Annotated in this window: 24 protein-coding genes and 1 riboswitch; of the genes, 11 read left to right on the top strand and 13 right to left on the bottom strand. The window is 73.4% G+C overall.

Annotated elements, in window-relative coordinates; translation table 11 throughout:
- Positions 1–4: 4 nt before the first annotated feature.
- Positions 5–122, bottom strand: a riboswitch (cobalamin riboswitch).
- The 3 genes from H6H00_RS30325 to H6H00_RS30315 all read right to left on the bottom strand — a co-directional run bounded on the left by H6H00_RS30325 (position 120) and on the right by H6H00_RS30315 (position 2,838).
- Positions 120–728 carry a hypothetical protein gene (locus H6H00_RS30325; protein WP_185719035.1) on the bottom strand — a complete coding sequence of 203 codons (609 nt, stop codon included), beginning with the start codon at positions 726–728 and terminating at the stop codon, positions 120–122. Its footprint overlaps the riboswitch before it by 3 nt.
- Positions 729–761: 33 nt before the next feature.
- Positions 762–2,207 (bottom strand): aminobutyraldehyde dehydrogenase, encoded by a 1,446-nt coding sequence (locus tag H6H00_RS30320; RefSeq protein WP_185719034.1) that lies wholly within the window; start codon positions 2,205–2,207, stop codon positions 762–764.
- 52 nt (positions 2,208–2,259) lie between these two features.
- Positions 2,260–2,838, bottom strand: coding sequence for a CAP domain-containing protein (locus H6H00_RS30315; RefSeq protein WP_185719033.1), 579 nt, complete (start codon positions 2,836–2,838; stop codon positions 2,260–2,262).
- 149 nt (positions 2,839–2,987) lie between these two features.
- On the opposite strand from H6H00_RS30315, the gene htpG reads away from it, so the two are divergent.
- The gene (gene htpG, locus H6H00_RS30310) at positions 2,988–4,856 is read left to right on the top strand and encodes a molecular chaperone HtpG (protein ID WP_185719032.1); all 1,869 of its coding nucleotides are present in this window, start codon (positions 2,988–2,990) and stop codon (positions 4,854–4,856) included.
- A gap of 6 nt (positions 4,857–4,862) precedes the next feature.
- Here the strand turns inward: htpG and H6H00_RS30305 are convergent, their stop codons facing one another.
- Genes H6H00_RS30305 through H6H00_RS30295 form a run of 3 tightly spaced genes read right to left on the bottom strand, consistent with a single transcriptional unit; the run spans position 4,863 to position 7,092 of the window.
- Positions 4,863–5,162 (bottom strand): hypothetical protein, encoded by a 300-nt coding sequence (locus H6H00_RS30305; protein ID WP_185719031.1) that lies wholly within the window; start codon positions 5,160–5,162, stop codon positions 4,863–4,865.
- A complete protein-coding gene (locus H6H00_RS30300) occupies positions 5,162–5,599 on the bottom strand; it encodes a universal stress protein (RefSeq protein WP_185719030.1) in 438 nt (145 codons plus the stop codon). The genes H6H00_RS30305 and H6H00_RS30300 overlap by 1 nt, the downstream gene beginning before the upstream one ends.
- A 5-nt stretch (positions 5,600–5,604) precedes the next feature.
- Complete coding sequence (locus tag H6H00_RS30295) at positions 5,605–7,092, bottom strand: APC family permease (protein ID WP_185719029.1); 1,488 nt, start codon at positions 7,090–7,092, stop codon at positions 5,605–5,607.
- 59 nt (positions 7,093–7,151) lie between these two features.
- Here H6H00_RS30295 and H6H00_RS30290 point away from each other — a divergent pair, with 59 nt between their 5' ends.
- Positions 7,152–8,360 carry a saccharopine dehydrogenase family protein gene (locus tag H6H00_RS30290; protein WP_185719028.1) on the top strand — a complete coding sequence of 403 codons (1,209 nt, stop codon included), beginning with the start codon at positions 7,152–7,154 and terminating at the stop codon, positions 8,358–8,360.
- A 117-nt stretch (positions 8,361–8,477) separates the two neighbouring features.
- The gene (locus tag H6H00_RS30285; protein WP_185719027.1) at positions 8,478–9,164 is read left to right on the top strand and encodes a hypothetical protein; all 687 of its coding nucleotides are present in this window, start codon (positions 8,478–8,480) and stop codon (positions 9,162–9,164) included.
- A 4-nt stretch (positions 9,165–9,168) separates the two neighbouring features.
- Here the strand turns inward: H6H00_RS30285 and H6H00_RS30280 are convergent, their stop codons facing one another.
- Complete coding sequence (locus H6H00_RS30280) at positions 9,169–11,043, bottom strand: primary-amine oxidase (RefSeq protein ID WP_185719026.1); 1,875 nt, start codon at positions 11,041–11,043, stop codon at positions 9,169–9,171.
- Between the two features lie 66 nt (positions 11,044–11,109).
- On the opposite strand from H6H00_RS30280, the gene H6H00_RS30275 reads away from it, so the two are divergent.
- From H6H00_RS30275 to H6H00_RS30250, 6 genes are read left to right on the top strand one after another with little or no spacing between them, the layout of a single operon-like run.
- A complete protein-coding gene (locus H6H00_RS30275; RefSeq protein ID WP_185719025.1) occupies positions 11,110–11,457 on the top strand; it encodes a PadR family transcriptional regulator in 348 nt (115 codons plus the stop codon).
- Positions 11,454–12,056 carry an HAAS signaling domain-containing protein gene (locus H6H00_RS30270; protein ID WP_185719024.1) on the top strand — a complete coding sequence of 201 codons (603 nt, stop codon included), beginning with the start codon at positions 11,454–11,456 and terminating at the stop codon, positions 12,054–12,056. The genes H6H00_RS30275 and H6H00_RS30270 overlap by 4 nt, the downstream gene beginning before the upstream one ends.
- Before the next feature lie 17 nt (positions 12,057–12,073).
- Positions 12,074–15,133: a DEAD/DEAH box helicase gene (locus H6H00_RS30265; protein ID WP_344735442.1), complete on the top strand. Its 3,060-nt coding sequence runs from the start codon at positions 12,074–12,076 to the stop codon at positions 15,131–15,133.
- A 59-nt stretch (positions 15,134–15,192) separates the two neighbouring features.
- The gene (locus tag H6H00_RS30260) at positions 15,193–15,624 is read left to right on the top strand and encodes an SRPBCC domain-containing protein (protein WP_185719022.1); all 432 of its coding nucleotides are present in this window, start codon (positions 15,193–15,195) and stop codon (positions 15,622–15,624) included.
- Positions 15,614–15,970, top strand: coding sequence for an ArsR/SmtB family transcription factor (locus tag H6H00_RS30255; protein ID WP_185719021.1), 357 nt, complete (start codon positions 15,614–15,616; stop codon positions 15,968–15,970). Before H6H00_RS30260 ends, H6H00_RS30255 begins: the two co-directional genes overlap by 11 nt.
- Before the next feature lies 1 nt (position 15,971).
- On the top strand, positions 15,972–16,631 hold the full coding sequence (locus H6H00_RS30250) for a DUF899 domain-containing protein (protein ID WP_185719020.1): 660 nt from the start codon (positions 15,972–15,974) through the stop codon (positions 16,629–16,631).
- 17 nt (positions 16,632–16,648) lie between these two features.
- Here the strand turns inward: H6H00_RS30250 and H6H00_RS30245 are convergent, their stop codons facing one another.
- From H6H00_RS30245 to H6H00_RS30225, 5 genes are all read right to left on the bottom strand, one after another.
- Positions 16,649–17,461: a sigma factor-like helix-turn-helix DNA-binding protein gene (locus tag H6H00_RS30245; protein WP_185719019.1), complete on the bottom strand. Its 813-nt coding sequence runs from the start codon at positions 17,459–17,461 to the stop codon at positions 16,649–16,651.
- Positions 17,458–17,979 (bottom strand): RNA polymerase sigma factor, encoded by a 522-nt coding sequence (locus H6H00_RS30240; protein WP_185719018.1) that lies wholly within the window; start codon positions 17,977–17,979, stop codon positions 17,458–17,460. The genes H6H00_RS30245 and H6H00_RS30240 overlap by 4 nt, the downstream gene beginning before the upstream one ends.
- A gap of 78 nt (positions 17,980–18,057) precedes the next feature.
- Positions 18,058–18,414 carry a hypothetical protein gene (locus tag H6H00_RS30235; RefSeq protein ID WP_185719017.1) on the bottom strand — a complete coding sequence of 119 codons (357 nt, stop codon included), beginning with the start codon at positions 18,412–18,414 and terminating at the stop codon, positions 18,058–18,060.
- The gene (locus tag H6H00_RS32045; RefSeq protein ID WP_221775721.1) at positions 18,411–19,451 is read right to left on the bottom strand and encodes a DUF4236 domain-containing protein; all 1,041 of its coding nucleotides are present in this window, start codon (positions 19,449–19,451) and stop codon (positions 18,411–18,413) included. The genes H6H00_RS30235 and H6H00_RS32045 overlap by 4 nt, the downstream gene beginning before the upstream one ends.
- Positions 19,452–19,460: 9 nt before the next feature.
- Positions 19,461–20,045 (bottom strand): TerD family protein, encoded by a 585-nt coding sequence (locus H6H00_RS30225; protein WP_185719016.1) that lies wholly within the window; start codon positions 20,043–20,045, stop codon positions 19,461–19,463.
- A gap of 55 nt (positions 20,046–20,100) precedes the next feature.
- Between H6H00_RS30225 and H6H00_RS30220 the strand changes: the two genes are divergently transcribed.
- Both H6H00_RS30220 and H6H00_RS30215 read left to right on the top strand, forming a co-directional pair.
- Positions 20,101–20,451: an ArsR/SmtB family transcription factor gene (locus H6H00_RS30220; protein WP_185719015.1), complete on the top strand. Its 351-nt coding sequence runs from the start codon at positions 20,101–20,103 to the stop codon at positions 20,449–20,451.
- Position 20,452: 1 nt separating this feature from the next.
- A complete protein-coding gene (locus H6H00_RS30215; protein WP_185719014.1) occupies positions 20,453–20,938 on the top strand; it encodes an SRPBCC family protein in 486 nt (161 codons plus the stop codon).
- Here H6H00_RS30215 and H6H00_RS30210 read toward each other — a convergent pair.
- Positions 20,907–21,707: an aminotransferase class IV gene (locus H6H00_RS30210; RefSeq protein ID WP_185719013.1), complete on the bottom strand. Its 801-nt coding sequence runs from the start codon at positions 21,705–21,707 to the stop codon at positions 20,907–20,909. The two genes, H6H00_RS30215 and H6H00_RS30210, sit on opposite strands and share 32 nt — an antisense overlap.
- Positions 21,708–21,713: the final 6 nt, after the last annotated feature.

Raw genomic sequence — 21,713 nt, 5'->3', positions numbered from 1 at the left:
TCACGGAGGAGTGACGGCGTGAGTCTCTGGCTCTCCCCGGCGGGGGATCACAGTGGCGGGACCGCGCCGGACTCGCACCGGCTTCCTCGTACCGCCGTCACCTGGACGCGGTCATCCTGTCACGCGCGGAGCTCCGCGTGCCGGGCGCGCAGGGCGGCGTCCCTGTTGACCGCGTCGTGCGCCTCGTCGGGGGCGATGCCGTGCGCGATCCCGACCCGGTTGAGCTGCCCGATCATGACGACGAGGTGCGCCACCCGGGCCTCGTCCCCGTCGATCGGGGCCTGGGTGCCGGTCGCGAGGTCGAGGACGGTGTCGAGCCACACCACCTCCGCGTGCAGGCCGGCCTCCTCCAGCACCAGGTGCAGGCGGGCGCGCAGCTCGTCGGGCGGCAGGCCGGTCCAGGTCGACAGGGTCGGCGCGTCGACCGGGAGCAGTGCGCCGCGGTCGCGCAGGTGCAGCAGGTCCAGCGCGTAGGCCTGCCCGAACGCGCAGTAGCGGCAGCCGTTGACCAGGGAGATCGCCAGGCAGGCCAGGTGGGCGCGGAGCGGCCCGAGCACCCGCAGCGTGCGCTGGTAGCGGGGCATGTGCGCCGCCATCCAGCCGATCGCGCGCCACGGCCCGAGATCGGCGACGACGTACTCCATCACCCGCGGCGTGAACCCCCACAGGGCGCGCACGGCGATCTCGACGGAGCGGACGACCACGCGGTCCAGCACACCACCGGCCATCCGCACCTCCGAGAAGTCACTCCACGTTACCGCCTACTCACCGACATAGGACATGACGTGCTTGACGCGGGTGTAGTCCTCCAGCGAGTACGCCGACAGGTCCTTGCCGTAGCCGGACTGCTTGACGCCCCCGTGCGGCATCTCGGCGACCAGCGGGATGTGGCAGTTGACCCAGACGCAGCCCGAGTCGATCGCCGCGGAGACGCGCAGCGCGGTGCCGTGGTCCCGCGTCCAGACGCTCGCGGCCAGGCCGTAGTCGGTGTCGTTGGCCATGGCGATCGCCTCGGCCTCGTCGGAGAAGCCCTGCACGGTGATCACCGGGCCGAAGATCTCGGTGCGGATCAGCTCGTCGTCGGCGCGCAGGCCGTCGACGAGGGTGGGCGTGTAGAAGTAGCCCCCACCTCCCGCCTTCTCTCCGCCGGAGACCACCCGCGCGTGCGCCGGGGCCCGCTCCACCAGCCCGGACACGTGCGCGAGCTGAGTGGGGTTGTTGACCGGCGGGATGTAGAGGTCCTCGCTGCCCGCCACCTCGTCGCGGGACAGGCGGACGGCGGCGGCCTGCTCGGCGAGCGCCTCCACCAGCTCGCCCCGGATGCTCTCGGCGATGAGCACGCGGGTGGCGGCGGTGCAGTCCTGCCCGGCGTTGAAGTAGCCGGCGACGGCGATGCCCTCCGCCGCGGCGGCGACGTCGGCGTCGGCGAACACGACGCACGGGGCCTTCCCGCCCAGCTCCAGGTGGGTGCGCTTGACGGTGGCCGCGGCCGCCTCGGCGACCGCCTTGCCCGCCCGGGTGCTCCCGGTGATCGACACCATCGCGGGCGTCGGGTGCGCCGACATCAGCGCGCCGGTGCCGCGGTCGCCGCAGACGACGTTGAACACGCCGGGCGGGAGGATGTCGGAGAACAGCTCGGCCATCAGCACCGCGCTCGCCGGTGTGGTGTCCGACGGCTTGAGGACGATCGTGTTGCCCGCCGCCAGCGCCGGCGCGAACTTCCAGACCGCCATCATCATCGGGTAGTTCCACGGCGCCACCGACCCGACGACGCCGACGGGCTCGCGCCGGATCGTGGACTGGAACCCGCGCATGTACTCCGCGCTCGCCTTGCCCTCCAGCATCCGGGCCGCCCCGGCGAAGAACCGGATCTGGTCGACCATCGGCGGGATCTCCTCCGACGCGGTGAGCCCCAGCGGCTTGCCGGTGTTGCGCGCCTCAGCCTCGATCAGCCGCGACGCGCCCTGGGAGACGGCGTCGGCCATCGCCAGCAGCTTCTCCATGCGCTCCCCGGGAGTGGTGCGCCTCCACTCGCCGAACGCGCGGGCCGCCGCGGTGTACGCCGCGTCGACGTCGGCGGCGGTGGACAGCGGAGCGGTGGCGTAGACCTCGCCGGTCGCGGGGTCCACGACGTCGGTCCGGCCCCCCTCGGCGGGGGGCCGGAACTCGCCGTCGATGTAGTTGAGGAGCTGGCTCTTGTCGGGCATCGGGTCAGTCTCGTGACGACCCGGTGCCCGGGCAAGGGCCGGTCGGGTCGGCTCAGTGGTCGCCGAAGACGACCGTGTAGTGGGCCCGGTCGATGGTCGGGTAGCCGTTGTAGGCCTGGCCGACCGCGAACGTGGTGGCGCGCGGGTCGAGCAGCCGGGCGTTGTGGCCGGGGGAGTTCTTCCACCAGTTCAGCGCGGCCTCGGGCGAGCTGTACGAGGGGGACGAGCCGTAGCCCCAGAAGTTGATCTCACCCAGGTAGCCGGTGTAGCCCGAGCAGAACTGGACGCGCTGGGCGACGTTCATGCCGCGGGTGTCGATGTGGTTGCTGGGGGAGAACCCGCGGTTGAAGCTGTCGAGGCTGGCCCACATGGCCGGGCGGGCCAGGGTGCGGGAGTAGGTCAGCGGGCGCAGGCCGTTCTGGGCGCGGTAGGCGTTGATCGCGTTGGCGAGCACGACCTCGCCGTCGCGGTGGTCGAGCGCGAGGCCGTCGACGTAGCTGCCGTAGCCCATGTAGGCGCAGTCGCGCGGGGCGGCGGAGGCGGGGGTGGCCAGCCCGGCCATGAGGCCGGCGGCCAGGAACGTGCCGGCGGTGACGGTGGCGAGCGAGCGGAGGCGGGACGAAACGGACATGGCGGATCTCCTCGAAGTGTGTCGGGGTGGTGCGCGCCGGCCGTCCGGCGTCGTCAGTACGTAGGAGTACCGAGGGGGCGCAGCAGTTACATCGGGGTCGCATAAAGTCGGCGCGCGTTCCCGAAGGACCGATGTGAGAGGACCCGGCCATGTCGACCGAGACGATCGAGTTCCAGGCGGAAGCCCGCCAGCTGCTCCAGCTGATGATCCACTCGATCTACTCGAACAAGGACGTCTTCCTGCGCGAGCTCGTCTCCAACGCCTCCGACGCGCTGGACAAGCTGCGCCTGGCGTCGTACCAGGACAAGGACCTCGGCGCCGACGTCGACGACCTGCACGTCGAGCTGGCGGTCGATCCCGAGGCCCGCACCCTGACGGTCCGCGACAACGGCATCGGCATGAGCCGCGACGACGTCGTCGGACTGATCGGCACCATCGCGCGCTCGGGCAGCGCCGAGATGCTCGCCCAGCTGCGGGCGGCCAAGGAGAGCGGCGCCGCGTCGGAGGAGGCGTCGGCCGAGCTCATCGGGCAGTTCGGCGTCGGGTTCTACTCCAGCTTCATGGTCGCCGACCGCGTCGAGATGGTCACCCGGCGGGCCGGGGAGGCGGCGGGGGTGCACTGGGAGTCGGCAGGCGAGGGCACCTACACCGTCGACGACGCCGCGGACGCGCCCCAGGGCACCTCGATCACGCTGCACCTCAAGCCCGTCGACGCCGAGGACGGCCTGCACGACTACGCCGACGAGTCCGTCGTGCGCGGGCTCGTGAAGCGCTACTCGGACTTCATCACCTGGCCGATCCGCATCGGGGACGACACCGTCAACTCGCGCAAGGCGCTGTGGTCGCGCCCGCAGAGCGACGTCTCGCCCGAGGAGTACAGCGAGTTCTACCGGCACGTCAGCCACGACTGGCAGGAGCCGCTGGAGACCGTCCGCCTCTCCGCCGAGGGCACGTTCGAGTACCAGGCGCTGCTGTTCCTGCCCGCGCACGCGCCGATGGACCTGTTCATGCGCGACGCCAGGCGGGGCGTGCAGCTCTACGTCAAGCGCGTGTTCATCATGGAGGATTGCGAGGCGCTCGTCCCCGAGTACCTGCGGTTCGTCAAGGGCGTCGTCGACGCGGCCGACCTCTCGCTCAACGTCTCCCGGGAGATCCTCCAGCAGGACCGCCAGATCCAGCTGATCCGCAAGCGGCTGGTGAAGAAGGTGCTCTCGACGATCAGGACCATGCTCGACACCGACGCCGAGAAGTACGCCACCTTCTGGACCGAGCTGGGCCGCGCGCTCAAGGAGGGACTGCTCTCCGACGGCGACAACCGGCAGGCGATCCTGGAGGTCTGCTCGTTCCCCACGACGCACGACGCCGAGCAGCAGACGACGCTGGCCGACTACGTCGCCCGGATGCCCGAGGGCCAAGACGCGATCTACTACATGACGGGCGACTCGCGCACCGCGCTCGAGGGCTCCCCGCACATGGAGGCCTTCCGCGCCAAGGGCTACGAGGTGCTGCTGCTGACCGACCCCGTCGACGAGGTGTGGGTCGACATGGTGCCGGAGTTCGACGGCAGGCCGCTGGCCTCGATCGCGAAGGGCGACGTCGACCTCGGCGGCGACGACCTCGACGACGAGACGAAGCAGGGCTTCGACGGGCTGCTCACCTGGCTGGGCACCGCGCTGGAGGACGACGTCAAGGAGGTGCGGCTGTCCCACCGGCTGACGACGTCGGCGGCGTGCCTGGTCGGCGACCCCGGCGACCTCACCCCGACGCTGGAGAAGATGTACCGCGCGATGGGCCAGGAGCCGCCGAAGGTCAAGCGGATCCTGGAGCTCAACCCGCAGAGCCCGCTGGTCGTCGGCCTCAACCGGGCGCACGCCGAGCGCCCCGACGACGAGGAGCTGCGCGGCATCGCCCGCCTGCTGCACGGCACGGCCCTGCTCGCCGAGGGCGGCGACCTGCCGGACCCGGCGGCGTTCGCCGCGGCGCTGACGGCGCAGCTGGAGCGCTCGCTGGGGGAGTGAGCCCGCTCAGGGCCGGCCCGGGTCCTCCGGGTCGGCCGGGCGGGGGATGGCCACCGTCGGACCGTCGTCGCCGCGGGTCATGACGGTCGGCGGGTCCTCCTGGGCACGGGCGGAGTCGATCGGCTCGACCTGCCGTGCCGGTGGCGTCGGCCGCTCCGGGGCAGGGTGCTCCGGGGCCGGGTGCGGCGGGGCCGCCGGCCGGTGGGCGGTGCGGCGGCGCCGGGCGTCGAGCGCGAACGCGGTCCCGGCGATCGCGAGCACCACCAGCACCCCGACGACGAGGACGAGCACGGCGACCGGCGTCATCAGGCGTCGCGATCCGCGGAGGGCACGCAGAGCACCGGCCGGTTGGAGATCTGCAGCAGCTTGTGCGACACCGAGCCGAGCAGGGCGCCGCGCAGCGGGCTCTCGTTCCAGGTGCCGACGACGATGACGAGTGCGTCGTGCTCCTCGGCCGCGGCGATCAGGGCCGGGGCGGGACGGGAGTCGACGACCTCGACGACGACCGACACCCCCGCCGCCTCCGCGGCCGCGACGGCCGGGGCGGCGATCCGCTCGTCCATGTCGTCGATCGCCGCACGGGCCTGGCCCGCCTCCTCGCCCACGGAGCTGGGCGGGGCGACGCCGTGCACCAGCACGAGCGGCACGTCGAAGCTCCCGGCCAGCTCGATCGCGATGTCCAGCGCGCGCCGGGCCCCGGGCGACCGGTCGTAGCCCAGGACGATGCTCTTGCCACTCGCCACGTGCCTCAGCCCTTCTCGGAGTCGACGGGGTCCGGTGCCACGCCGGGTCGTTCCTGCCAGAACCGTGCGTCGTGCACCCGCCAGCCGATCATGAAGACGATACCGACCAGGAAGATGCCGACCCCGATCACCAGGGGCGGCCCGAAGCCGAACCACGAGACGCCCGACGAGCTCGCCTCGGGGTCGTTGAGGTCGGTGACCGACTGGATCAGCAGGTAGATCAGCAGCGCCGACCCGACGAGCGGCCCGACGCCGATCAGGAGCAGGTTGGACGCGCTGCGCAGCAGCTGCTTGCGGTAGTAGACGGCGCACGCGATGCCGGTGAGCGAGTAGTAGAACGCGATGAGCAGCGAGAGCGCGGTGAGCGAGTCGAACAGGGCGTTCTCGCTGACCAGGTAGATCAGCACGTACCAGGCGATGGCGATCGCGGCGACGGTCCAGGTCGACACGTCGGGAGTGCGGAACCGCGGGTGGATGTGCGCGAGCCGCCGCGGCATCGCCGCCCGGCGGGCCATCGACAGCCCCGTGCGCGACGCCGGGATGATCGTGGTCTGGGTGGACGCGAGCGCCGCGGTGGCGACGGAGAGCAGCAGCACCCAGTCCCAGCCGCCGAGCACCTGCTCGCCGAGCAGCGCGAAGATCAGCTCGGCCTGGTCCTGGTTCTCGGCGAGGAAGCCGGTGCCGGCGAACGTCACCACCGCGTAGGCGACGGCGAGGTAGGTGACGAGCAGGACGACCGTCGACACGATCGCGGCCTTGCCGGGCGTCGACGCCGAGTCGGTGGTCTCCTCGGTGAGGTTCACCGCCGACTCCCAGCCCCAGTAGGCGAACACGCCGAGCAGCAGGCCCGCGGTGAGCGCCGCGCCGCCCTCGGCGAACGGGTTGAGCCAGGACAGCGACGGGACCTCGGCGTCGAACGGGGTGTCGCCGGTGGCGGCCCGCACGAGCGCGACCGCGGCGAAGACCAGCAGCGACAGCACCTGCACGAGGATCAGCACGTTCTGGAACCTCGCCGAGATCTCCGTGCCGAGCACGCACAGCGCCGTCATCGCGAGCACGACGACCACGACGATCGGGATGACGACCGCGTTGTTCGACGCCAGGTCGTCGAGGTTGAGCGCGAGCAGCGAGAAGCGGACGGCGGTGTCGGCGAGCGAGCCCGTGACCAGCACGCCGGTCATCGCGATCGCCCAGCCGCCGGTCCACCCGAGCCACGGCCCCATCGCGCGCGTCACCCAGGAGAACGTGGTGCCGCAGTCCTGGTCGACCTTGTTGAGGTAGTAGAACGCCGACGCGATGAGCAGCATCGGCAGGAACGACGCCAGCAGCACCCCGGGGGCGTAGACGCCGACGAGCGCGACCACCGGCCCGATGATCGCGGCGAGCGAGTACGCCGGCGACGTCGACGCGAGGCCGATCACCAGCGCGTCGACGAACGAGATGGCGCCCGGTTTGAGCTGCGCCTCGGCTTCGGCGGCGGGTTCGGCACTCATCGGGAAGTTATTGCACCCCGCGCCGTTCACCCACAAGAGCTACCCGGTTACGTTGCTGTATGCGAATCCTCCTCGTCGGTGCGGGCGGGGTGGGCGGCTCCGTCGCGGCCATCGCCGCGCGCCGTGACTTCGTCGAGCACCTCGTGGTGGCCGACTCCGACCCGGCGCGCGCCCGGGCGGTGGTCGAGCGGGTGGGGGACCCGCGGTTCGTCGCGGTCCGGCTCGACGCCACCGACGCCGACGGGGTCGCGGCGGCGCTGGCCGAGCACGGCTGCACCGCGCTGCTCAACGCCACCGACCCGCGCTTCGTCATGCCGCTGTTCCGCGCCTGCCTGCTGGCCCGGGTGACCTACCTGGACATGGCGATGTCGATGTCGGTGCCGCACCCGACGTCGCCGTACACGCAGCCGGGCGTGCTGCTGGGCGACGAGCAGTTCGCCCTCGCCGACGAGTTCGCCGCGGCGGGGGTGCTCGCGCTCGTCGGCATGGGGGTCGAGCCCGGACTGTCCGACGTGTTCGCCCGCTACGCCGCCGATCACCTGTTCTCCCGCATCGACGAGCTCGGCGTGCGCGACGGGTCCGACCTGCGCGTCGAGGGCCGGGGGTTCGCGCCGCCGTTCTCGATCTGGACGCTGATCGAGGAGTGCCTCAACCCGCCGGTGGTCTGGGAGCGCGATCGCGGCTGGTTCACCACCGAGCCGTTCAGCGAGCCCGAGGTGTTCGACTTCCCCGGCGGGATCGGGCCGCTGGAGTGCGTCAACGTGGAGCACGAGGAGGTGCTCCTCATGCCGCGGTGGATCGACGCGCGGCGCGTCACCTTCAAGTACGGGCTGGGGTCGCACGTGATCGGGGTCCTCCGGACCCTGCACGAGCTGGGGCTGTCGTCGACGGTCCCGGTGCAGGTGGGCGGGGTGTCGGTGTCGCCGCGCGAGGTGGTGGCGGCCTGCCTGCCCGACCCCGCGACCCTGGGTCCGACGATGAGCGGCCGCACCTGCGCGGGCCTGTGGGTGAGCGGGACCGGCGTCGACGGCGGGCCGCGGCAGGTCTACCTGCACCACATCGTCGACAACGAGTGGTCGATGCGCGAGTACGGCTGCCAGGCCGTGGTGTGGCAGACCGCCGTCAACCCGGTGGTGGCGCTGGAGCTGCTGGCCACGGGGGTGTGGTCCGGCCGCGGCGTGCTCGGCCCGGAGGCGTTCGACGCGGTGCCCTTCCTCGACCTCCTGACGTCCTACGGCTCGCCGTGGGGGATGCGCGAAGGGGGCTGATCCCGCCCCGCCCGGGTGGTGCTGACACCACCCGGGTCGGCCCGCTGCCCTCCTGGGTCCGGGGTCCGTGCGCCGAGATCCTGGGTGCACATACCGGACGAACCTCCAGGAGTCACGATGACGACGCACGCCCCCGCCCCCGCCGGCACCGTCCCCGCCCGCCGCACCCCGTGGCCCGCCGCCGCGCTGGTGTCCGGGCTCGCCGCGGCCGGGTCCACGTTCCTGCTGGCGATGTCGGCGGACAGCTTCGGCGGCCCGCCCGAGCCCACCACCGACTTCCTCCGCGAGCGCCTCTCCGAGCCCGCGACCGTGCAGCTCGGCGGCACGCTCGCGCTCGTCGGGCTGGCCGCGTCGCTGGTGTTCCTGCTCGGGCTCACCCGGTTCCACGCCCGGCACGCGCCGCACCGCGCGGGCCTGGTGGAGGCGCTGCGCTGGACGTCGATCGCGTTCCTGGGCGCCGGGAGCATCGGGGTCCTGCTGCGCTACGTCGCGGCGAGCGGGGTCCCGGGCGGCACCGACTCCGCGTTCTACACGCCGGAGGCCGCCGTCACCCTCTCCGTGCTCGCCGACCAGGCCGCGTTCGGCGCGTTCCTGCCGGGCCTGGCCGTGATGACGGTCGTCGGGCTGCTCGCCGTGCGGGACCGGGTGCTGCCGCTGGGCGTCGGCGTGGTCGCGCTCGTGCTCGCCGCCGCGTCGACCGCGGCCACCGTGGTGCTCGGCCTGCCCTACAGCGCCGGGCTGGTGTGGCCGCTGTTCGCGGTGGTCGTCGGCGTCACCGGGCTGGTCACGCGCCGGGCGGCCTGAGTCGTCAGTGCGACGGCGCGACGTCGAGGGCCGGGTTGGCGTCGAAGAAGCCCGCCGGCTTGAGCCAGAAGCTCACGGTGTCGGCGGGCATCACCGGCCAGTCCTCGACGCGCGGCACGTGGTGGATGCCGAAGACGTACCAGAGCACGACGTCGGCGTCCTCCACGCTGCGCCGCCGGGCGGTCCAGACCGGCAGCCCCTCGTCGACCGCGGACTGGTTGACGAACTCGCCGCAGGGCCAGCGCTCGTCGGCGTCGAACGGGGTGACCCACAGCGTGTGCCCGATGACCTGCGCGCGCGCGAACACCGACGACGCCGGGTCGAGCATCGGGGGCACCGCCGCGCCGGGCACGAGCTTGTAGGCGACCGGGCTGCCGTGGGCGTTGCGGCGCGAGGGGTTGGTGACCTTCCACGCGCGCTGGGTCTCCCACCGGTAGTCCTGCGGCCCCTCGACGGTGATCGGCTCGTTGCGCAGCACCAGCGCGAGGCCGTCGGGGTTGTCGGGGCCGATGGGGGGCTGCGCCGTCTCCGTCATCACGACGGTGTTGCCCTCCCCGTCGACGTCCATGTCGAGGCGGGCGACGATGAAGTGCTGGTGGATCGGGGCGTAGGTGTCGCGGTCGACGACCACGCCGTAGGGCGGGGCCTCGCCGACGAACGGCGTGGTCACCATGATCCCGGTGGCGCGCACCTCGCACTCGATCGAGCCGTCCTCGTAGAGGCGCCAGTAGACGAGGTACTCGTAGTTGGCCACGGTCACGTGCGTGGAGATCACCATGCGGCGCATCCGCCGGACCTCGGCGCCCGCCTGCCCGTCGACGTGCTTCCAGAGGATCCCGTTGTCCTCCTCGTGCAGGCAGACCGCGTTGCGGATCTCCTGCGGCTCGCCCGCGGTGTCGTGCAGGACGGCGTCGAGGTAACGGATCTCGCCGAGGCAGTCGCAGCCCAGCTCCAGCGACGTCGTCATGAAGCCCAGGCCCCACTCGCCGATGTCGAAGGCGGTGCGGTCGGCGTGCTGGGGGGTGGGGTCGCGGTAGGGGACGACCATCTCGGCGAACGAGAGCCGGTGTGCGATCGGCCGCACCGTGTCGCCGTCGGCCCAGCCGACCTGGTGCAGCACCAGGCCCTCGCGGTGTGTGAACCCGATCCGCAGCCGCCAGTTCTGCCAGCTCAGTGCGTGGCCGTCGAGGGAGAAGGAGACGCCGTCGGGCTGGGTGATCTCCAGCGGCTTCCGGTCGGTGCGCGCGGCGTAGCCGGGGATGTGGGCGGGGACGTACTCGCCCTGGACGTCGGGGCGGCCCGGGTCGCCGTGGTCGACGATCTCCAGCAGCTCCATCGTGTTCATGTCGACGATCAGCCGCAGCCCCGCCACGGGGTGGGCGTAGGGGTTGGAGCCGGGCGCCCCGCGCAGCCACACGTCGCACCAGCCGACGCGGCGCCCCCGGTAGGCCTCCGGGAGCCGGGCGGCGCCGTAGGTCCAGACGTCGATCAGGGCCAGCGACGGGTCGGGGATGCCGCGCGCGGCCAGCGCGGCGACGACGTCGGGGTGCGCCCGCAGGGTCTCGTCGCACTCGTGCCACTCGTCGACGGTCGCGTTGGGCTGCTGGCCGGGGTGGGCGTCCCAGGCGACGAGGGCGTCGGCGGTGAGGTCGAGCAGCGCGACGTAGGGGACACCGGTGGTGGTGTCCCAGACCAGCGCGCGGGCGTGGCGCGGCACGTCGTCGCCGTCGCGGTGGGCGGCCACCGCGGCCTTCGCCGGCTCGCGCAGCTCGATCCCGGCGATCCGCCATGTCGGGCGGGCCACGTCGCGCTCACGGCGCAGCAGTGCGGCGACCTGGCGGAACTCGTCGGCGGACAGCGGATCGAGGGGGTGCGTCACGGGTGCAGTCTGCCCTCCCGGCGACGGCGGTGGCGGTACCAGGTGGGCGCGGGTACCTTGTGTGGCATGGAACCAGGTCGCACCCGGAAGTCGATGAGCGAGCTGCGCCGCGGCACCGTCGCCTTCTGCGTGCTGGCCCTGCTGGACCTCCGCGAGTACTACGCCGTCGAGCTGGTCGCCGAGCTCGCGGGGCACGACGCCCTCGCGGCCGGGCAGGGGACGATCTACCCGCTGCTGTCGCGGCTGCGCACCGACGGGCTGGTCGACACGACGTGGCGGGAGTCCCCGTCGGGGCCGCCGCGCCGCTACTACCGGCTGACCGACGACGGCCGCGCCGCGCTGGAGACCTTCCGCGGCGAGTGGGTCCGGTTCCAGACCGCCGTGGACGCACTACTGCTGAAGGGACGCACATGACCGACCACGACCCGACGCACGGAGCCCGCCTGATGACCGCCCCCACCCCGGCCGCCGCGCTGGTCGAGGACTACCTGGCCCGCCTGCGCGCCGCCACCGCCGACCTCGCGGACGCCCCGCGCGCGGAGCTGCTCGACAACATCGGCGCCCACCTGGCCGAGACGGTCCCGCCGGGCACCGGCGAGACGGCCGCCCGCCAGGCCCTCGACGAGCTGGGCCGCCCGGAGGAGGTCGCCGCCGCGGCCCGGGCCGAGAACGCCCCGCCGCCCGCCCGGGACACCACCGGCTCCACCGCCTACGACGTGCTCACCGTGCTGGCCCTGCTGCTCGGCGGGTTCGTCGTCCCGCTGCTGGGGTGGGTCGCCGGGGTCGTGATGCTGTGGGGCGGCCCCCGCTGGACCACCCGGGAGAAGGTGCTCGGCACCCTGGCCTGGCCGATGGCGGCCCTCGCCGTCGCGGCCGGGATCTGGGCGCTGCACCTGCAGCCGGGCGGGCCCGCCGTGTGGGTCGTGCTCGGGGTCCTGGTGGTGCTGGCCGTCGGCTTCGTCGCGGTCTTCGCCCACCTGCTGCGCGCGGCGCTGGACCGGGCGCGGGGCTGAGGGCTCTAGGGTGCGGCGTGATGCAGCCGCTCCCCGAGGGTGTCTACGAGTCCCTGCGCACCGCGGCGCTGGACGAGGACCTGGCCCGGTCCGCGGAGCTGACACCGCGCTTCGCGGTCGTCGACCCGGCCGACGAGCCGCACGTGCTCGCCCGGCACGTGGGCAGCGCCGTCGCGCGGGCGCTGGAGGGGGAGCGTGACCCGGCCCGCCGGCTCGCGCTGGTCAACGACCTGCTCGGGCGGGTCGCCGCCGAGGAGCAGCGGGTGGGGACGAGCGCCGAGCACCTCGTGACGCTGAGCCGGGAGACCGCGCCGGGCGTGCACCGGCTGGAGCGCCCGCTCACGCCGCTGTCCTCGGCCGCGCTGCTCACGAACGCGCGCGGCGAGCCGTCGCTGATGACGGAGCTGCGGGCCGAGCTGGCCTCGGCCGACCGCGTCGACCTGTTGTGCGCGTTCGTCCGCTGGGCCGGCATCCGCGTGCTGGAGGAGCAGCTCGACGCCCTGCACCGCCGCGGTGTCCCGTTCCGCGTGATCACGACGACCTACGTCGGCGCGACGGAGCAGCGGGCCGTCGACGCGCTGGTCCGCCGGTTCGGCGGGCAGGTGAAGGTCAGCTACGAGACGACGACGACGCGGCTGCACGCCAAGGCGTGGCTGTTCCGGCGGAACACCGGGTTCGACACCGCGTTCGTCGGCAGCAGCAACCTGTCGCGGTCGGCGCTGGTGGACGGGCTGGAGTGGAACGTCCGGCTGTCCTCGATCGCCACGCCCGACCTCGTGCGCAAGTTCGCCGGCACGTTCGACAGCTACTGGGCCGATCCGTCGTTCGTCGACTACGACCCGGACCGTGACCACGACCGCATGCGCGACGCCCTGGGTCGCGACCGGATCGAGGTCTCCGCGGTGTCCGGGCTGGAGGTCCGCCCGCACCCGCACCAGTCGATGATCCTCGACGCGCTGGACGCGGAGCGGACCCTACACGACCGCCACCGCAACCTCGTCGTGGCCGCGACCGGCACGGGCAAGACCGTGGTGGCCGCGCTCGACTACGCCCGGCTGCGCACGACGCTGCCCCGCGCGCGGCTGCTGTTCGTCGCCCACCGCAGGGAGATCCTCGAGCAGTCGCGGCGGATGTACCGCGAGGTGCTGGCCGACGGCACGTTCGGCGAGGTCCACGTCGGCGGGGAACGGCCGGAGCGGTGGGAGCACGTGTTCGCGAGCGTGCAGTCGCTGGCGGCGTACGGGGTGGACCGGCTGCCCGCCGACCACTTCGACGTCGTGGTCGTCGACGAGTTCCACCACGCCGAGGCCCCGACCTACCGGCGGCTGCTCGACCACCTCGCCCCGCGCGAGCTCCTCGGGCTCACCGCGACTCCCGAGCGCACCGACGGCACCGACGTCCGCGACCGGTTCGGCGGCCGCACCGCCTACGAGCTGCGGCTGTGGGACGCGCTCAGCGCCGACCTCCTCGTGCCGTTCCACTACTTCGGGGTGGCCGACGACGTCGACCTGACCGGTGTCGGGTGGAAGCGCGGCTCGTACGACGTCGCCTCGCTCGACGCGGTGTACACCGGCAACGACGCGCGGGCGGCGAAGATCGTGCGAGAGACGAAGGACAAGGTCACCGACGTGTCGCTCATGCGCGCGTTGGGGTTCTGCGTCTCCGTCGCCCACGCCCGCTACATGGCCGCGGCGTTCACCCGGGCCGGGATCCCCAGCCTCGCCGTCGACGGTTCGACGCCCGCGGCCGAGCGCGCCGACGCGCTGCGGAAGCTGCGGAACCGCGAGGTCAACTGCCTGTTCGCAGCCGACCTGTTCAACGAGGGCCTCGACCTCCCCGAGATCGACACCGTCCTGTTCCTGCGCCCGACCCAGAGCGCCACGGTGTTCCTGCAGCAGCTGGGGCGCGGCCTGCGCCGGGCGCGCGGCAAGGCGGTGCTCACCGTGCTGGACTTCATCGGCCGGCACCGTCAGGAGTTCCGGTTCGACGTCCGCTACCGGGCGCTGACCGGGAGCACGCGCAAGGGGCTGGTCGACGACATCGAGCGCGGCTTCCCGTTCCTGCCGTCCGGGTCGCAGCTGGTGCTGGACCGGGTCGTCGAGAAGATCGTGCTCGACAACGTGCGCCAGCAGCTGCGGATCACGCGCCGGGCCCTCGTCGCGGACGTCCGCTCGCACGGCGACCTCGCGCTGGCCCGCTACCTGGAGGAGTCGGGGCGCGAGCTCGTCGACGTCTACCGGTCGGGTTCCTGGACCGGTCTGCGGCGCGACGCGGGCCTGCCCACCCTCCCCGCCGGGCCGGACGAGGTGGCGCTGCTGAAGAAGGCCGTCGCGTTCGCCCACGTCGACGACCGGGAGCGGGCCGAGGTCTACGCCGCGCTCGCCGACCCGGACGGCCCCGCCTACGACGACCTGACCGCCCGCGAGCAGTGCCTGGCCCGGATGCTGTTCTTCCTGCTCTGGCCCGACCGCGGCGGCCACGCCTCCTACCAGGACGGCCTCGCCCACCTGCGCCGCCATCCCGCGGTGTGCGCGGAGATCCGGGAGCTGGTGGAGATGCAGTTCGACCGCGTCCGGCACGTCCCGCGGCCGCTGGGGGAGGGGCTGCTGCACGTCCCGCTGCTCAGCCACGCGCACTACCGCCGCGAGGAGGTCCTCGCCGCGCTCGGCTGGGCGTCGCTGACGCGCAAGGCGCACGGCCACGCGCAGGGGGTGGCGTGGGCGCCGGAGACGGGGACCGACGCGCTGCTGGTCAACCTGCGCAAGACCGAGCGCGACTTCTCCCCGACGACGATGTACCGCGACTTCGCCTTCAGCCCGGACCGGTTCCACTGGGAGTCGCCCAACGCCACCACGGTGGCGTCGGGGCCGGGGCAGCGGTACCTGACCGGGACCTCCCACGTGGCCCTGTTCGTGCGGGAGACGCCGACCGACGACCTGGGCCCGGCCCCGTTCCTGTGCCTGGGGCTGTGCCGCTACGTCGAGCACTCGGGGGAGCGGCCGATCGCGATCACCTGGTCGTTGGACCGGGCCATGCCGGCGGAGGTGTTCCGGGCAGCATCGGTGGTGGCCTCTTGACGCAACTCATCGGTTGCCATACGGTCGCAACCGTTGAGTTGCTATAGAGGGAGGCAGTCATGGGATTCCCCGACCGCATCGAGCGGACCGTCGAGATCGCCCGCCCGCCGGAGGACGTCTGGACGGCGCTGACCACGGCCGACGGTCTCGCCGCCTGGTTCGGCGAGAAGGCCACGATCGACCTGCGCCCGGGCGGTGAGGCAGAGATGTCCTGGTCCAGCGGAGACGTCGCCCGCATGCGAGTGGAGCGCGTCGAGGAGCCGTCGGTGTTCGGGTTCACCTGGCACATCAACGGTCTGCCCGACGACGATCCGCGCCGGACCTACGTCGAGTTCACGCTCGTGGAGGACGGTCCCGGCACGCGGCTGACCGTCGTCGAGAGCGGGTTCGCGCAGCTGCCCACCGAGGCCCACGACACCGCGTTCGGCGGCAACACCCAGGGCTGGGCGAGCGAGCTCGGCGAGCTGGTCAGCTACCTCGATGCCGCCTGAGGGCGGCGACGTCGAGGCGGTGGCGGAGCAGGTCTTCGTCGCCCTCGCCGACCCGACCCGCCGGGCCGTCCTCGCCGAGCTCGCCTCCGGCGGGCCCGCGACGGCCACCGACCTGTCGGCCCGCCTGCCGATCACCCGGCAGGCCGTCGCCAAGCACCTCGCCCTGCTCGCGGACGCGGGGCTCGTCACCGCCGAACCGGGGGAGGGCCGCCGGGTGCGCTTCCGGCTGCGCTCGGCCCCGATGCGGGTGGCGCAGCAGTTCCTCGCCGCACTGGCCCGCGACTGGGACGGCCCCCTCGACCGCCTGACCCGCCATCTCGGAGGACCCGATGACCCTGCCCGCTGACATGACCCGACCCCCGATCGTCGACGCCGCCGAGTGGGACGCCGCCCGCCGCGCGCTCCTCGTGCGGGAGAAGGAGCTGACCCGCGCCCGCGACGCGATGGCCGCCCGCCGGCGCCGGATGCCGTGGATGCGCGTCGAGCAGGAGTACGCGTTAGACGGTCCCGACGGCCGGGTGAGCCTGCTCGACCTGTTCGACGGCCGCCGCCAGCTGATCGTCTACCGCGCCTTCCTGGAGGAAGGCGTGCACGGCTGGCCCGACCACGCCTGCCGCGGCTGCTCGCTGGTGGCCGACCAGGTCGCGCACGTCGCCCACCTGCACGCCCGCGACACCACCCTCGTCTTCGCCTCCCGCGCACCCCAGCCCGACATCGCGCGGGTGAAGGAGCGGATGGGCTGGACGATGCCGTGGTTCACGATGACCGACGGCTTCGACGCCGACTTCGGCGTCGACCATTGGCACGGGACCAACGCGTTCGTCCGGGACGGCGAGAGCGTCTACCGCACCTACTTCGTCGACAACCGCGGGGACGAGGCGATGGGTGGCACGTGGAGCTACCTCGACATCACCGCCCTGGGCCGGCAGGAGGCGTGGGAGGACTCGCCGGAGGGCTACCCCCAGTCCCCGCCGTACGCCTGGTGGGACTGGCACGACGAGTACTGAGCGACGAACGGTGCACGTCACGGCTCGGAAGGGGTACCGCTCGGGGTTCCGGGGTCGCTCAGCAGCATCCGGAGCCGGGCCAGCGCACGGTGCTGGGCGATCCTGACGTCCCCGGGCGTCATGCCCAGCAGGTCCGCCGTCTCGGCCGCGGAGCGACCGATCACCACCCGGGCGACGACGACGTTGCGCTCGTCGAGCGGCAGTTCGCGCAGCCCTGCGTCGAGTTCGTGCAGCCCTGCGTCGAGTCCGGGTGGCATCGCGGTCTGTCGTCCACCGGCACGGACGGCCTGACGGGCGATCGCCAACGCGAAGCCGGTCACCGACGTTGACCGACGCTCGGGCAGCCGGGCGAGGACGGCCATCAGGACCGTGTGCACCAGGTCGTCGGGATCGACGACCGGACCGCTCAGCGGAACGGTCTGCAGCCGCGCGCGGCAGTACCGTCCGACGAGCGGGCGCAGTCGGGTGAGCAGAGCGGCCACGGCGGCCCGGTCGCCTGCTGCGGCGGCGTCGGCGACCGTGTCGAGGTCGACGCCCTCCCAGTTCTCCCGCCCGCCCGGCCGGGTGAGCCCGGGGAGGCCGAGCCGGTGGGCCAGATCGAGGTGCAGGCGGGCCGTGTCGTCGTCACCTGCACGTGCCGCGGACTCGCCGACGGAGTGCGCCTCCACTGCGGCGGCCGCGGCCGACAGCGACGCGACCCCCTCGTCGTGCATCGTCCGTTCGGCGTAAGCCTGTTCGAGCGCCAGGAACCGCTGGTAGGAGTCGAGGAGGTCGACGTCGCCGTCGAGCTGGTGGGCGGCGGCGCGCAGCCGGGCCTCGGCGCCGGTCATCGCGATGTCCCGGTGTCGTCGGACCAGCGGGCGGCGATCGTCGCGCGGCCACGGGCGAGCAGGCTGCGGACCGTGCCGGGCCGCATGTCGAGCGCGCTGGCGATCTCGGCGACCGGGAGGTCGAGGCGGTAGAACAGCGTGATCACCTCGCGCTGTCGGGTCGGCAGCGTCGCGATGACCGCCGCGAGGTCGTGGCTGCGCTCGAGGTGATCGAGCGCCTGCGCGGCGTCGGTGTCGGCCGGGTCGTGGTCGAGCGCCGTGATGCGGGAGCGGTCACGGGTCCGCCAGCGCACGAGCATCCGCAGGCTCACCCGGACCAGCCACGCCTCCGGGTACTCGTACGACCCGACCTCGTCCCACCGGTGCCGGGCGATCAGCAGCGCCTCCTGGACGACGTCCTCGACGTCGCGGTCCCCGTCGGTCATCGCGCGCAGCGACGCGCACACCCGCGGCCGCGCGAGGACGCAGAACTCGGCGAAGCTCCGCGGCCGCTCCGCCCGCACGCTCTCACCGCTCATCGGGCACATCCTGCCTCCAGCTCATGCTCCTGGAGGGCATCCGGAGGGTCGGAAGGCTGCTCGTCCGATCGGGGGACGTCAGGCGTCGCGGAGCCAGTTGGCCGCGGTCTGGCGGGAGATGCCGAGGGCTCTGGACATCGCCAGCACCTCCAGCCCCTCCTGCTTCCCGGTGACCAGCAGCTCGCGCTGGCGGATGCGGAGGTCATCGATGTCGGCCGCGACCCGCGCCATCTCCGCGAGGAGCTCCTGGGCCTGGGGAGTCGCTCCGGTCCGCGACCGGCCCACACCCGGGCGGCGGAAGGTGCGGACGGCGTCGGGATCCCAGGTCCGGCCGTCGGCGAGCGGGGCGGGGGCCTGGCCACGGGAGACGTAGCCGTGCCAGGTCCCGATCTTGACGCCCCACGCGTCGGCGCACTCCTGCGCGGTCCAGGTCATCGGATCTCCTGCAGGGCCGCGGCGAGGCCGGGGAAGACGGGGTCCTCGTGCAGGACCGTCTCCAGGTCGCGGCGGGCGTCGTCGCGCCGGCCCTGCGAGAGGTCCACGCGGGCGCGTTCGAGCAGGGCCCGGTGCCGGACGGAGGAGGCGCGGGGGACGCGCAGGGACCCCTGCAGCGCGTCGCGGGCGGCGTCGGGGTGGCCGAGCTCGGCGAGGGCGCGGCCGCGGAAGACCAGCAGCAGGGCGGTGGCGTCGTCGGCGTTGACGGTGCTGGTCGTCAGGTCGACGACGTCGGTGTGCCGACCCGCGTCGCTGTAGAGCTCGGTGAGGGACAGGGCGGCGGGGGCGGTGGGCTCGGCCTGCTCGACCGTCCAGATCGCAGCGTCCAGGTCACCCGCCGCCTGGTGCAGCTCGGCGACGGCCAGCAGGACGACGTCGTTCGCGATCCCGAGGTAGGCGGTGGCGCCGTGGGCGATCTGGACCGGCCACGTCCGGTCGCGGAGGTGGCGGGTGGTGAAGGGGTGGTGGTGCAGCGGCGTCGTGCCCTGGGCGGCCACCCAGCCGAGCAGCTCGCGCGAGCGGACGGGATCGGGCTCGGCGAGGCCGTCGAGGGCGGCGGCGAGGAGGCGGACGACGGGGTCGGTCCGGCCGTGGGCGCGGGCGACGGCGGCGTAGCGGCCGGTGGTCAGCGCGTCGAGGAGGTCGCGCTCCCAGGACGGTTCGACGGGCGACGGGGCCCAGGTGGGTGGCGCAGGGGTGGGCGCGGGCGCAGGTGAGTCGGGCGGCTGCGCGGCGGGCGGGGGCGGAACAGGCGCGGGTGCGGGCGGCGGGGTGGGCCGGTTCGCCCGCGCCTCGCGCAGGGTCGTGGAGTGGACCAGCCCCATCCGCGCCAGCCCGACGGTGCTGCTGATCCGCCCACCGGGGTGGCGGGTCAGGCGGGCGTTGCGCGGGCCGACGGAGTAGCTGACGCCGCCGTTGCTCACCGTGACGTGCACGCCCGGGAGGATCTTGATGCTCTTGTGCAGCCAGAAGCCCACGGTGTGCTCCTACAGCTCGTACCCGGCGGGGACCGGGGGGTGGCGCCAGTCGATCCCGGGCGGCGGGGGAGGGGGCTCGTCGTCGATCTCGACGCCGAAGTCGCGCGCCAGCCCCGCCAGCCCGTCGCGGTAGCCCTGGCCGACGGCCCGCACCTTCCACTGCGCCCCGCGGCGGTACAGCTCCACGGCGACGGCCGCGGTCTCGGCGTCCAGCCCGTCCATCACGAACGAGGCGAGCGGCGCGCCCGGGCCGTTGCCGACGGTCGCGTGCACCGGCCCGAGCTCGGCCAGCGCACCCCCGTCGACGCTGACGGCGAACACGACCGCGTCCACGGCCCCGGGCAGGCCGCCCAGGTCGACGACGATCCGGTCGGTCACCGCGGCACCCGCCCGCTTCCCGGCGTGGACGACGCTGCGGTCGGCGGAGGAGGGCTGGTTGTAGAAGACGAAGTCGGCGTCACCGCGCACGCGCCCCGCGGCGAGCAGGAGCGCCGAGAGGTCGGCCTCGAGACCGGGGAGGGACGCCCAGCCGCAGGTCACGGTCACCTCGCGGGTGGGCGGCAGTGCGGTGTTGGCGCCCTTCGTCAGCTGCACGGCGGTCAGGCTACGACGTCCTTGACATACAACCGATTGGTTGTATGTTTGTCGCATGGCCGAGGACGACGAGGACCGGGCGGACGCCCTGTTCCACGCCCTCGCCGACCGCACCCGGCGCGACATCCTGCGCCGCGTGCTGGCCGGGGAGCACTCGGTCTCCGCGCTCGCGGCGGGGTACGAGATGAGCTTCGCCGCGGTGCAGAAGCACGTCGCCGTGCTGGAGAGGGCCGGGCTGATCACCAAGCGCCGCAACGGGCGCGAGCAGCTGGCCAGCGGCGACGTGGCGGCCGTGCGGTCGGTGGGCTCGATGCTCACCGAGCTGGAGCACGTCTGGCGCGGCCGCATCTCCCGCATCGACGAACTGATCGCCGCCGACGACACCACCGACAACGAGGAGAGCTGACATGCCCGTCACCGACGTCTCGCACGACATGGACACCCTGACCCTGACGATCGTCGCGGAGTTCGCGGCCCCGGTCGAGCGCGTCTGGCAGGTCTACGCCGACCCGCGCCAGCTCGAGCGCGTGTGGGGCCCGCCGTCGTACCCGGCCACCGTCGTCGACCACGACCTGCGCCCCGGCGGCCGGATGACCTACTACATGACCAGCCCGGAGGGCGAGAAGTACGCCGGCTACTGGGAGATCGCCACCGTCGACGAGCCGACCGGCTTCACCTTCGACGACGGCTTCGCCCACGAGGACTTCACGCCCAACCCCGCCCTGCCCGTGTCGCACAACGAGTACCGCTTCGCCGCGCACGACGGCGGCACGCGCGCGACCTACGTCGGCACCTACCCGAGCGCCGACGCCCTGCAGACGGTGCTCGACATGGGCGTCGTCGAGGGGGCGTCGAGCGCGATCAACCAGATCGACGCGCTGCTGGCGCCGTAGCGGCGCGCACGTACCGGCGGAAGGCGTCGGCCGCGGCGGCGGTGAGCGGACCGGGTGCGGCGGGCAGGTCGTGGCCGTCGATCGCGGAGACCGGCTGGACCTCGCGGGTGGTGGAGGCGAGGAACGCCTCGTCGAGCCGGCCCAGCTCGTCGCGGGCCAGGCGGCGCTCCGTCGTGCCGGTGACGGCGACGACGTGCCGGCGGGTGATCGAGTCGAGCACGTGGTCGGCGAGCGGCGGGGTGTGCAGCCTGCCGTCGACGGCGTAGAAGAACGCCGAGGTCGGACCCTCCAGGACGGTCCCGTCGGGGGTGACGAGCAGGGCCTCGCCCGCGCCCGCCTCCCGTGCCAGCCGCGACGCGTGCATGTTGGCCGCGTAGGACAGCGACTTCACCGCGTCGAGCACCCGGGTGGGCGCGTACTCGACCGTGCCGAGCGCGATGGTCGGGGCGATGTCCGGGGGCGGGGCGAGCACGACCACCCGCCGCCCGCCGCGGGTGACGAGCAGGCGCACGGTCCCGTCGACGGCCCCCGCGCGGTCGAGCAGGGCGTCGACCTCGGCGAGCGCGGCGTCGAGGTCGAACTCCAGGCGGATGTTCGCCGCCGAGAGCCGCAGCCGGGCCACGTGCTCGTCCCAGGCGAACGGGCGGCCCGCGTAGAGCCGGGCGACCTCGAACACGCCGTCGCCGCGCAGCAGCCCGTCGTCGGTGACCGGGATCGTCGCCGTCGCGGCCGGGCCGATCACGCCGTCGACCGATGCCAGTGCGTCCACGGGGCC

This window comes from Pseudonocardia petroleophila (assembly GCF_014235185.1).
Lineage (GTDB): Bacteria > Actinomycetota > Actinomycetes > Mycobacteriales > Pseudonocardiaceae > Pseudonocardia > Pseudonocardia petroleophila.
This window is presented reverse-complemented; position numbering and strand designations above follow the sequence as displayed.